The sequence below is a fragment of the Acholeplasma oculi genome, assembly GCF_900166985.1.
In the GTDB taxonomy this organism is placed as follows: Bacteria; Bacillota_I; Bacilli_A; order Acholeplasmatales; family Acholeplasmataceae; genus Acholeplasma; species Acholeplasma oculi.
Genome location: NZ_FUZK01000001.1, coordinates 91,631 through 104,581 on the forward strand (window position 1 = coordinate 91,631; position 12,951 = coordinate 104,581).

10 protein-coding genes are annotated in these 12,951 nt (G+C 30.9%); 9 read left to right on the forward strand and 1 reads right to left on the reverse strand.

All coding sequences use genetic code 11. The annotated features are described in order from the left end of the window. Window positions 1-16 precede the first annotated feature (16 nt). Window positions 17-1,864, forward strand: a complete 1,848-nt coding sequence (gene glgB, locus B5X49_RS00465; protein ID WP_045749254.1) for a 1,4-alpha-glucan branching protein GlgB — start codon at window positions 17-19, stop codon at window positions 1,862-1,864. 10 nt (window positions 1,865-1,874) lie between these two features. Here the strand turns inward: glgB and B5X49_RS00470 are convergent, their stop codons facing one another. Beyond that, window positions 1,875-2,846 (reverse strand): LacI family DNA-binding transcriptional regulator, encoded by a 972-nt coding sequence (locus B5X49_RS00470; protein WP_045749255.1) that lies wholly within the window; start codon window positions 2,844-2,846, stop codon window positions 1,875-1,877. Between the two features lie 68 nt (window positions 2,847-2,914). Here B5X49_RS00470 and B5X49_RS00475 point away from each other — a divergent pair, with 68 nt between their 5' ends. The 8 genes from B5X49_RS00475 to B5X49_RS00510 all read left to right on the forward strand — a co-directional run bounded on the left by B5X49_RS00475 (window position 2,915) and on the right by B5X49_RS00510 (window position 12,951). After that, window positions 2,915-4,879: an alpha-amylase family glycosyl hydrolase gene (locus B5X49_RS00475; protein WP_052669978.1), complete on the forward strand. Its 1,965-nt coding sequence runs from the start codon at window positions 2,915-2,917 to the stop codon at window positions 4,877-4,879. Then, entirely contained in the window at window positions 4,876-5,757 is an 882-nt protein-coding gene (gene alsK / locus B5X49_RS00480) for an allose kinase (RefSeq protein ID WP_052669982.1), read from the forward strand. The genes B5X49_RS00475 and alsK overlap by 4 nt, the downstream gene beginning before the upstream one ends. Before the next feature lie 11 nt (window positions 5,758-5,768). Then, a complete protein-coding gene (dgs, locus tag B5X49_RS00485; protein ID WP_045749256.1) occupies window positions 5,769-6,767 on the forward strand; it encodes a processive diacylglycerol alpha-glucosyltransferase in 999 nt (332 codons plus the stop codon). An 8-nt stretch (window positions 6,768-6,775) separates the two neighbouring features. After that, the gene (locus B5X49_RS00490; RefSeq protein ID WP_045749257.1) at window positions 6,776-7,573 is read left to right on the forward strand and encodes an aldo/keto reductase family protein; all 798 of its coding nucleotides are present in this window, start codon (window positions 6,776-6,778) and stop codon (window positions 7,571-7,573) included. Between the two features lie 83 nt (window positions 7,574-7,656). Next, entirely contained in the window at window positions 7,657-8,943 is a 1,287-nt protein-coding gene (gene tig / locus B5X49_RS00495; protein WP_045749258.1) for a trigger factor, read from the forward strand. 170 nt (window positions 8,944-9,113) lie between these two features. Next, complete coding sequence (lon, locus tag B5X49_RS00500) at window positions 9,114-11,423, forward strand: endopeptidase La (RefSeq protein WP_115734961.1); 2,310 nt, start codon at window positions 9,114-9,116, stop codon at window positions 11,421-11,423. A gap of 108 nt (window positions 11,424-11,531) precedes the next feature. After that, window positions 11,532-12,104 (forward strand): ribosome biogenesis GTP-binding protein YihA/YsxC, encoded by a 573-nt coding sequence (yihA, locus tag B5X49_RS00505; RefSeq protein ID WP_045749260.1) that lies wholly within the window; start codon window positions 11,532-11,534, stop codon window positions 12,102-12,104. Further along, entirely contained in the window at window positions 12,097-12,951 is an 855-nt protein-coding gene (locus tag B5X49_RS00510) for a DegV family protein (RefSeq protein WP_045749261.1), read from the forward strand. The genes yihA and B5X49_RS00510 overlap by 8 nt, the downstream gene beginning before the upstream one ends.

The window sequence follows — 12,951 nt, forward strand, 5'->3', positions numbered from 1 at the left end:
AAAGGGGGTTTATCACATGTTTAATACTGAACATGCTAATCTATTTTTACTAGGTCATGATTATCTCGCATATCAATTACTCGGTTCTAAATTAAATAAAAATGAGCAAAATGAAATCATATCTACCACATTTACTGTTTATGCTCCTCATGCTAAGGAAGTACGTTTAATTTCTGAATTTAATTTTTATAATGGTAGTGAGCATGTCTTTAATAAAGTACATCCACAAGGTTTTTTTCAAATAACTATCCATAGAAATATGGAATATGAACTTTATAAATATGAAATTATTACTACAAGTGGTGAGATTTTACATAAATCAGATCCATTTGGATTTTATCATGAGTTAAGACCTGGAAATGCATCCAAAGTTTATGATATAGATGGATATGAGTGGCATGATCAATTGTTTATTGAACAAAGAAAACCACTTGATAAAGAGCCAGTCTTAATATATGAGGTTCATTCAGGTTCATGGAGACGTAAATTTGGTGGCTTTAAACCCTATAATGAGGTTTGTCATGAACTCATTGAGTATGTTAAAAATCAAGGTTTTACACACATTGAACTAATGCCTATATATGAACATCCATTGGATGATTCCTGGGGTTATCAAGGAACAGGGTTTTTCTCTGCAACATCCAGATATGGATCTCCAAAAGATTTAATGTATTTGATTGATCAATGTCACCAGAATAATATCGGTGTCATCATCGACTGGGTTTTGGGACATATTAACAAAGACAGTTTTGGTCTATCTCGATTTGATGGAAGTTTTTTATATGAATATGAAGATAGTTTCAAAAGAGAAAATGTCACTTGGGGAACTGTCAATTTAGATTTTTCTAAAGGTATTACAAAAAGTTTTATGTCCTCAGCACTTCACTTTTGGATGGAATATTTCCATGTGGATGGATTTAGAATTGATGCTGTTTCAAATCTAATTTATTATCTAGGAAATAAAGATAATGGTGTTAATTTGGAAGCAACCAATTATCTTAAGGAACTATCGAGTTCTTTATATGAAAAAAATCCTTACCTATTATTTAGTGCAGAAGACTCCACGGATTTTCCTAAAGTTACACATAAGGTAAAAGAAGGTGGTTTAGGTTTTAATTATAAATGGAATATGGGTTTCATGAATGATACATTAGAATATTTTAAAAATGATCCTATTTATAGGAAGTATCATCATCATAAACTTACCTTTGGTATGGTTTATACATATAATGAACAATTTATTCTTCCTTATAGTCATGATGAGGTCGTTCATATGAAAGGATCTTTATGGAATAAGATGTCAGGTTCATACGAACAAAAGTTTGCAAATCTAAGAGTTCTTATGACATTTTATATGACACATCCTGGTAAAAAGTTATTATTTATGGGACAAGAGTTTGCTCAAATATCTGAATGGGATTTTAAAAAAGAACTTGATTGGAATTTATTAACTTTTCCGATTCATGATAGTTTTAATCGATACTTTAGAGATTTAGCTCAAGTCTATAGACATCATACAGCACTATATCAAAAAGATCATGACCCAAGTGGATTTAAATGGGTTATGGTTGATAATATGAACCAATCAATCTATGCTTATTTAAGATTTTCAGATGATGAGACACTTTTAATCATCCATAATATGACACCTAATTTTTACCAAACATATCAGTTAGGTGTACCATTTGAAGGTTTTTACGAAGAAATCTTAAATTCAGATAAAGACATTTATAGTGGTCATAACCAGTATAATGGTCTCAGTCTAAAATCAACTAAAGGTCAAGTACATGGTTTTGATAACTTTATAACACTTAAAGTAGCAGGACTTACAAGTATGATATTTAAATATAAAAAAAGTAAGTGATAGTTATCACTTACTTTGTAGAATTTCTTTCAATTAATTCAACATCCATAACCTCATGTAAAGTAGGTAATTCAACACCTCGAATCAATCGAGTTAAGTTTAGGAATGCTTGTTTACCTAAGAGACTTATAGGTTGTGCGATGGTTGTGAGTGGTGGATTGATCCATGAGCAAAATGGTGTATTATCATAACCAATAATTTGAACATCTTCAGGAATTCGTCTACCTAATTTCTTAAGAATTGAGGATATGACAAGAGCGAGAGTATCTGAATAAGCAAATATACCGTCAATTTGTGGGTTTGCTCTTAAGACTTGTTCAATCAGTTTAGCATCTGGATTGACTAAATCAAAATCAAAAATTTCAGCATGAATATTGTGTGACTTAATTTCTTTCTTAAAACCTAATGTTCTTTCCTTGGTTGTCATTAAGAAACTAGGACCTCTAAAAATCGCTAAATTTTTGGATCCACCTTGAATCAATCTTCTAGCAGCAAGTTCACCAGCTTTAACGGAGTCTGCTGTAATAGAAGGAATGTTTTCATCCAAGATGTGGTCTACTGTAATGATAGGTACTTTCATTTCATCTAATTTAGAAGCATTTTGGAAATTAGAAGCGATAATGATACCTTCAATATTGTACTGTTCAAAGAATTTTATATATTCAAGTTCACGCTCTGGATCATCTTGAACGTTAAAGAACATGATTTTATAACCATTTGCTTGAGCCTGAGACTCAATTGATTCCAGTAACTCACCGTAGAAGTATGGCCCAATGTGCGGAACAATTACAGCAATAATTTTAGATGAACGGTTTGTTAAACTTCTGGCCAATTGATTTGGCACAAAGCCTAAATCTTTAATCGCTTTGTCAATGATGACTCTTGTATCCTCATGAACATAACCTTTTTGATTGATGACTCTAGATACAGTTGAAATGGAGACATTAGCCTTTTTAGCAACATCTTTGATTGTTGGTTTCATACATATTCACCTCATATAGATTATTGTAACACATATATTATTTTTTCTAAGAAAGCGTGGTAAAAAAAATGAAAGTATTTATAGATGATTTTAACATGATACGTGTAGAATCAAACCATTATATCCATGATATTGGTATAGAAGGATATCAAGTTTATTGGTATAAAAATGAAGGATATAATCAATATTTTAAAGTAGATAAACCACTTGAGTTACATGTGGTGGATCACATATGGATTAATGAAGTTAAGTATCCACTCTATATTGGTCTTGTTACACTCACTAAAGGATTTGACAAGAAGTACCAATATACTGGAAAACTCGGAGTCATTTATCAAGAAAAAGAATCAACATTTAAAGTGTTTAGTCCGGTTGCTAAAGAAGTTAAGTTAGTTTTAGATGGTGATATATTTGATATGAATTACAATCAAGGTATATATGAAGTCACTGTACCTGGAAAACACCACTTAAAACCGTATCACTATTTAGTACGTTTAGTCGATACGTTTGAAAAAGCAAGTGACCCATATGGAATTGCATCAAATCTAGAATCCAATGTGGTTGTTGACTTGAATCAAACCTATCAACAAGTAGAAAACTTTGTATCACTTAAAAAGTATACGGATGCTGTTATTTATGAAGGTCACATTAGAGATTTAACCATCCAACTTGATGTAGAAAGTAAAGGAACTTTTTTAGGTGTAGTAGAACACAGTAACCACTTAAAAAGCAATGTTTTAACGTATATCAAGAAATTAGGAGTAACACATCTACAACTGTTACCTGTATTTGATTTTTACGGAGTTGATGATGTCCAAAAAGATGCATCTTATAACTGGGGTTATAACCCAATGCAATATTTTGCATTAGAAGGATGGCTTTCAGATAATCCAAATGATCCAATAAGACGTATTAATGAGTTTAAAATGGTTATTGATGCAGCGCATCAATTGAAATTAGGTATCAATATGGATGTGGTCTATAATCATGTTTATGAACGTGCATTATTTCCTTATGATAAATTTGTACCTGGATATTTCTTTAGACATGATAAAAATCACCAACCTACACATTCAGCTTTCTTAGAAAATGATATAGAAACCACCCGATTTATGGTGCGTAAATTAATCATCGATTCACTGGTTCATTTTGTAGAACACTATAAGATTGATGGTTTTAGATTTGACCTTATGGGACTCATGGATTTAGATACCATGAATATCCTTAGAGAAAAGTTATTAGAATTCAATCCAAACATCATGATTTATGGTGAAGGATGGAATATGGATAATGCTTTACCAAAAGCACTTAGAAGCAATATGCATAATCAAGCATTAATGCCTGGTGTTGGTCATTTTAACGATTTTTATCGTAATACATTTAAAGGTGCACTTCATACTAAAGAGTTAGGTTATGCAACAGGTAGTCATAAACACATTGAGGAAGCAATGCTAGGAATTATAGGCTCACCACACATGTTTACAGAACCAGCAAAATCTCTTAATTATGTGGAATGTCATGATAATTTAGCACTCTTTGATACTTTAGATTTTAACTATCAAGATGAAAAGGTTAAAAAAACATATCAAGATTTTGCAAACCATTTAATTGCGATCTCACAAGGTGTACCTTTCTATCACGCGGGTCAAGAACTTTATCGTACTAAAATGGGAGTAGAGAATTCATATAACAGCCCTGATGCGATCAATAAAATTATATGGAAAATTGATAAATCTGTTTCAAATTTCAAAAAAATACTTAAGATTAGAAAAAAATATCCATTATATCGTTTAAATCATTATGATGATAAAGCTGTTGAAATCCGTCATGAAAATGGTTATATCTTATATACACTAAAGTCAAAAACGTATGAACTTGTTCATTATATTAAAAATGATTATAAACCTCTTGTGATTAATCCAATTGGAAAATTATTATTTAATTCTAAGAAAACTCAAGTAGAACATGATAAAATAGTTTTTAATGAACCAGGTGTATATATATATTATAAAAAGGTAGGAAATATTTCATGAGTAAATATTTTATAGGAATTGATGTGGGTGGAACAAATGTTAGAATCGGATTAGTTGATGAATCTCTCAATATCATCCATGAAGAAAAACATCAATCTAAAAAGATTGGTAAAAATTTAGGACCATTTATTAAAGAATTTGCTTTAAAACATAAAGAGAACCATGAAATACTTGCTATTTCAATTGGTTTCCCTGGACTAGTAGATCAAGCAACTCGATCTGTTTTACATATTCCAAATCAAAGAGATTTTGAAGGTGATTATCTACTTAAGATTGAAGAAGAGCTAGGTATTCCGATAATTGTAGGGAATGATGTCAACTTATTAATGCTTTATGATGCTTCATTTTTTGGAATTGATCCGAATAAATCTGTTTTAGGATTTTACTTAGGAACAGGTTTTGGTAATGCTATTCGTATTAAAAATCAGTTATACCAAGGTGAATTTGGTGCAGCTGGAGAAATAGGACATGTACCAGTATATTTGAATGGATATAAGAAGGATGAAACTCAAGATGATTTAGAATCTATTGTATCTGGATTTAATCTGATTAAGATTCATGAAAAGCATTTTAAAGATACGCCATTTGAAGAAATATTTAAAAAGCATTTTGATTCAGAACCTATTCAAACTTATTTACATATTTTAGCATTCTATATTGCAACGGAAATGACTATTTTAGATATTTCTACCATTATTCTAGGTGGTGGAGTTATCATGAGTGAACAATTTCCTAAGGCTTACTTAGAACGTTTAATTAAAAAGAACTTATTTGCAAAATTAACTCAAGAGAATTTTAAAACATACTATGCACACCCTACAGTGAATTCAGGTATACTTGGAGCTGTACTTTACGCAAAATCACACTTAAGCATATAGGAAGGTTATTTATGAAAGTATTACTTTATTCACAGAAACAAGGCATGCTAAAAAAATCAGGTATCGGACGAGCATTTTATCATCAAAAAAAAGCACTTGAATCTGTTGGGGTTGAGTATACACTTGATCCGAATGACACATTTGATTTAGTACATATCAATATGGCTAGTTCAGGAGTTATTAAAAAATTCAAGAAAAAATATCCTGTGATCGTACATGGACATTCCACAGTTCAAGACTTTAGAAGAAGTTTTGCTTTTTGGAGATTCATCGCACCATTCTTTTATAAACATCTTCAAAATACTTATGGTATTGCAGATTTAATTATCACACCAACAAGATACTCTAAGTTTCTGATTGAATCCATGTATGTAGTTAAATCACCGGTTGTGGCATTATCTAATGGTATAGATTTAGATGCATATCAATATGATCAAGTTAAGGTTGATCAATTTTACCAGCGTTTTAATCTCAAAAAGGAAGATAAAATTGTAATAGGTGTTGGACTTCTTTTTGAAAGAAAAGGCATACATGATTTTATTGAAGTAGCAAGAACGATGCCAGATACAACATTTATTTGGTTTGGAACATTACCAAGTTATATGACAACACATTTTATTAAAAAAGCAATTAAACGTAAACCTAAGAATATGATTATGGCAGGTTATGTTGAAGGTGATGTTATGAAAGGTGCATTTAGTGCTGCAAACTGTGTTTTCTTCCCGAGTTATGAAGAAACAGAAGGCATTGTCGTATTAGAGGCACTTGCAAGTAAAACACCTGTTGTTCTTAGAGATATACCGGTTTATTATGATTGGTTATTTGATAAGAAACATGTTTTAAAGGGTCATAATAACTATGAGTTTAAAAATTTAATTGAATTAATTATGAGCAATGACCATCAAGAAATGATTGAAAATGGATATAAAATAGTTAAAGACCGATCATTGGATAAAATTGGATTAGGGCTTAAAAAAGCGTATGAGGAAGTCATTAAAATTAAACGATAGGAGAAAATATGGAATATTTCAAGCTATCTAATGGATTTTTAGTACCTAAAATAGGTATGGGAACCAATACCTTTGGCAAGAAAGACAATGATTTTCATGGTGAAATTACTGGAGATACTAAAGAATTATTATCAAGTTATCAAAATGGATATAGACTGATTGATACAGCGATTATGTATAGAAATGAGGCTGTCATTGGTAAATCCATTAAAGAATCAAAAATAGGTCGAGAATCTATTATTGTTACATCTAAAATATCAGCAAGATCGCCATTTATTGATAGTGAGGAAACGATTAGAAACTATTTAGACCAGTCGATTGAACATATTGGAGAATATGTTGATATTTATCTGATTCACCATCCTTCAGCTGATATGGAAACGAACCTTAATTTGTGGAGGGTTTTAGAGTCCTATTATGATAAAGGATTATTTAAAGTCATTGGTGTATCTAATTTCGATGAAGAACAACTAAAATATTTAATGGATCATGCAAGAATTAAACCTATGATGAATCAAATTGAATCTAATCCCAATCGATTTAATCATGAATTAATCAAATACTCTTTGATGCATCATTGTTTACCTGTTGCATGGGGACCACTTGATCCTGTGCCTAATAAAGATGTATTAACAAATATAGGAAGTAAGTACCATAAAACTTGGGCTCAAGTTTTACTCAGATATCAAATTCAACGCGGTGTGGCTGTTATTCCAAAAAGTCACAATGCAATACGACAAAAAGAGAATATAGACATCTTTGATTTCAATTTAACGGATGAGGATATCCGTAAAATTGAGGGATAATTTGTGAGGATAATCTATTTTCAGAAAAAAAATATTAGAACATGTTATAATAACAAGAGTTCGACGACACTTAGGAGGAAATTATGAAATTTGAACGTATTAATAAGAATCATGTTAAATTCACATTTACAGTTACACCAGCTGAATTTGAACATGCACTTGAACATGCATATGAGCATATCAAACAAGATGTAGAAGTTAAAGGTTTTAGAAAAGGTCATGTAACCCAAAAGGTTTATGAACAAAAATTTGGAGAAAAATCATTATATGCTGATGCATTAAATCATGCAATTGGTCATAAATTTAATGATGCTTTAACCATAAAAGAATTTACAATTGTTTCTGACCCATTAAACATTGATCTAGATTTTGAAAAGATTTCTAGAACTGAATCATTCGAAGTATCATTTGAAGTTGCTATCAAACCTGAAGTTGAGTTAGGTCAATACAAAGGTATTAAAGTAGAAAAAATTGACACTGAAGTTACAGATGAATTAGTAAATGAAGAGATTTCTAAATTACTTAAACAAAATGCAACTTTAGAACCTAAAGTTGAAGGTGCACTTGAAAACGGAGATACAGCTATCTTTGATTTTGAAGGATTCCAAGATGGTGTTGCATTTGAAGGTGGAAAAGCTGAAAACTTTGCTTTAGAAATCGGAAGTGGTCAATTTATCCCTGGATTTGAAGAAGGTATGGTTGGTCTAAAAGCTGGTGAATCAAGAGATGTTCATGTGACTTTCCCAGAACAATACCAAGCTGAGAATTTAGCTGGGAAACCTGCAGTTTTCAAAGTTTTATTACATGAAATTAAAACAAAGGTTGGTTCTGAACTTAATGATGCTTGGGTAGAATCTCTTAACCGTGATGGTGTTAAAACTGTTGATGCTTTAAAATCATCTATCAAAGAGAACTTAAAAGCTGAAAAAGAAGCAAATGCGAAAAATGTAATAACAGATGCTGTATTAAAAGCTGTTATTGAAAATGCTAAAGTTGAAGTTCCTCAAGCAATGTTTGATACAGAAATCGAAAACTTTAAGAAGAATGTTGAACAACAAGCAAAACAATATCAATTAGACTTAGCAACATTTATTCAATTATCAGGTTTAACAGAAGAATCTTTCGAAGAACAAGCAAAATCTCAAGCAACACGTCGTGTATTACAATCCCTTGTAATTGAGGCAGTCGCTAAAAAAGAAGGATTTACTGCTACAGCTGAAGAATTAAGCGCACGTTATGAAGAGTTAGCTCAACATTACAAAATGCCAGTAACTGAAATTAAAAAGTACATTAATGATGAATTAGTAACCAATGATATCGCTTTTGAAAAAGCAGTTGATTTCTTAGTTGAACATTCAGTAGCTGAATAATTATATAAATTTAAAAGTATTTATGCCTTCGAATCTATCGAAGGCTTTACTTTACGTAGAATTATGATAAAAATTGTGATTTTTTTGGCACTCATGCATTATGATTGCTAATTGACAATTTTGTATTATAATATATAATAGAAATTAAACCCATGAAAGGGGATAAAAATATGGAATTACAATCAAGTTTACCAGCAGTCGTTGTCCGTGGTATCGTTCCGATTCCTCAAAATGATTTTCGTATTGAGGTTGGTCGCAAGGTTTCACTGAAGGCAGTTGAAGAAGCTGAGAAAATTTTTTCATCATATGTGTTAATTCTAGTTCAAAAAAACCCATTGATTGAAAATCCAACAACATCTGATTTAGAAACCTATGGTGTTTTAGCTAAGGTTGCTATGAAGATTAAGTTACCAAATGATAATTATAAAATTAAATTTAATATTCTATCAAGAATCAAAGTCAATGAGTATTTCTTAACAGATCCTTATTTTGTTGCTGATTATGAGGAAGTTCAAACAAAACCTGGTGATTTAGAAGAAGAAAACACATTAATTAAGATGATTGTATCTGAAACAACAAGTAATCCAAATCAATTACTTAATAATGCTCAACAAATTTCTGAGCAAATTCAATCAGGCTTATCTGCAGATAGAATTTCTGACATCTTAGCATATAATTTAAAGATAAATGATACAGAAAAGTACAAATACTTACAAGAACTTCAACTGAATAATCGCTTAAAATTAATTCTTGAAGATATGAATAAGTTAAAGATGATCGCTGATTTAGAACAACGTATTAACGATGATGTTAAAAAAGCGATTGATGAAAATCAAAAAGAATATTATCTTAGAGAAAAAATGAGAGCGATTCAAAACGAACTTGGCGACAAGGCGAAAAAAGAAGATGAAATTGATGCACTTAGAGAAGCTATTAAGCAAGCAAATATGCCAAAACATATTGAAGAAAAGGCGTTACAAGAACTCTCAAGATATCAATCAACACCTTCTGCAATGGCTGAATCACAAATTATTAAAACGTATTTAGATTTTTTAGTATCTCTACCTTGGAATGTAACTTCTAAAGATTTAGATGATTTACAAAAAGTACAAGATAACTTAGATAAAAATCACTATGGTTTAGAGAAGGTCAAAGAAAGAATTATTGAGTATCTCGCTGTTAAGATTATGACAGGCAGAAATCCGCAGACAATTCTTTGTTTTGCAGGGCCTCCTGGTGTTGGTAAGACAAGTTTAGCAATTTCTATTGCAGAAGCATTAGGAAGAAAATTTGTTAAGCAATCATTAGGTGGTGTCAAAGATGAATCAGAAATTAGAGGGCACAGAAGAACTTATGTAGGGGCAATGCCTGGTCGTATATTAAAGGGCATGAAGGATGCAGGAACTCAAAATCCAGTATTCTTATTAGATGAAATTGATAAAATGGCATCTGATTATAGGGGAGATCCAGCAAGTGCTATGCTTGAGGTATTAGACCCAGAGCAAAACTCTAAGTTTAGTGATCATTACTTAGAAGAATCCTATGATTTATCTCAAGTATTGTTTATTACAACAGCAAACTACTTAGAAAATGTTCCAGCACCACTCAGAGACCGTATGGAAATCGTTGAATTATCAAGTTATACAGAATATGAAAAAATTCAAATTGCTAGAAAACATTTACTTGAAAAACAACTAAGCGCACATGGTCTAGATCAAGATAAGTTTGAAATTGATGAAGAAACACTTTACTTTATCGTTAGACATTACACTAGAGAAGCTGGTGTTAGAGAACTCAACCGTTATATAGGTTCACTTGTTCGTAAAGCCATCAAAGAGATTTTAATGGATAAAACAGAGAAGGTTATTATCAATAAAGATAATATTGAAAAATATATCGGTAAAAAGAAATTTGCACACAATTTAGTCGATGAAAAAGAACAGGTTGGTGTTGTAACTGGTTTAGCATATACTGCATTCGGTGGAGATACATTGCCAGTTGAAGTTACTTATTACAAAGGAAAAGGTCAACTTGTGTTAACCGGTAAACTTGGTGATGTTATGAAAGAATCTGCAATCACTGCACTATCTTTTATTAAATCTCATGCTGTAGAATTTAACATTGACCCATCTATTTTCGAACAAAATGACTTCCACGTACACGTACCGGAAGGTGCTGTACCTAAAGATGGTCCATCTGCGGGTATTACAATGGCTACGGCTATACTATCTGCTGCAAGTAACAAATTTGTTAAAAAAGATGTAGGTATGACTGGTGAAATTACATTACGTGGTTATGTCTTGCCAATTGGTGGATTAAAAGAAAAAGCAATTGCTGCACATCGTAGTGGATTAAAAACCATTTTAATTCCAAAAGAAAATATTAGAGACATCGAAGATATTCCACAAGAAGTACGTGATCAATTAACAATCATTCCAGTTGAAACAGTATCAGATGTTTTCATAAATGCATTAAAATAACTTAGTTATAAAGTGGCTATCCAATAGATAGTCACTTTTCTTTAACATCACCTTAAAATCCTAAGAAATCATTTGTTATATGATAAAATAGATACAGAGGTATATAAAATGATTAAAACAGCAGAATTTATTAAATCTGCAGTATCTATAAGTGATTTACCTAGTGATGATTTAAGTCATTACTTATTATTAGGACGTTCAAATGTCGGTAAATCATCTTTGATAAATGCAGTTACAAACCGTAAGAGTTTAGCTAGAGTCTCACAAACTCCAGGTAAGACAATTACCCTAAATTTATATTTATTAAACCAAAGTTTTTACTTAGTGGATGCTCCTGGTTATGGCTATGCAAAAAGATCTAAAACACAGGCAAAGTCATTTGTGACAATGATAAGAAATTATATTAATCAAAATCAAAAACTTAAAAAGGTTATCCTATTAATAGATTTTAATATAGGACCAACCATAGATGATTTAAGTTTATATAGTGAACTTATTCATTTTGATATTCCATTAATTATCGTTGCAACTAAATACGACAAATTAAAATCATCCCTTAGACTCAAGCAACAAAAAGTACTTACAGAAAAATTTATTACAGATCAAAAGATATATTTCACATCAAGTGAGACTAAGTACGGAATAGAAAAATTTATAGCAGAGGTATTTGAAAATGAATAAAGTTATAATCACTACCGATTCTACTGCTGATTTAAGCCAAGATATATTAAACAATAGAGGTATTCAAACAATACCACTTTATGTTAGATTTGGTGATGAAACTTATAAAGATGGTGTAGAAATTCAAACTGAACTATTATATGAAAAGGTTAGTGAATTAGGCTATCTTCCTAAAACTCAAGCAGCTTCACCAGGGGATTTTGAAGTATTTTTCAAAAAATACCTGAACTTAGGTTATGATATTGTTCATATTTCAATTGGTTCAAAAATAAGTGCAACATACCAAAGTGCTGTGATTGCTAAAGATCTTCTGGAATCTGAAAATATTTATATTGTTGATTCTAAAAACTTATCTTCAGGAATTGGTTTATTGGTTTTAAAAGCAAGTGATTTAAAAGAACAAGGGCAAAGTGCATCAGAAATCTATAATTCTATTAACAAGTTAGTTCCTAAGATAAGTAGTCAGTTCGCAATTAAGACATTAGATTACCTACATAAAGGTGGTAGAGCAAGTGGTCTTACTGCATTTGTTGGCTCAGTGCTTCAAATTAAACCTATCATTAAAGTGATAGATGGAAAATTAGAAGTTTATAAAAAGTCTGTTGGTAAAATGAAAAGAGCTCTTGACTTAATGATTGATGATTTAGTCAAAGTGAAAGAAAAAATTGATAAAAATTATGTTTTTATCACACATTCTATCGCAGATGATTCATTTAATTATATTAAAGAACAGTTAACAGATAAAATAGAAGTAAAACAAATTATAGAAGGACATGCAGGTTGTGTTATATCTTCACATTGCGGTAAAGGTACAATCGGTATTCTCTATATAGAAATAGGTGATTAA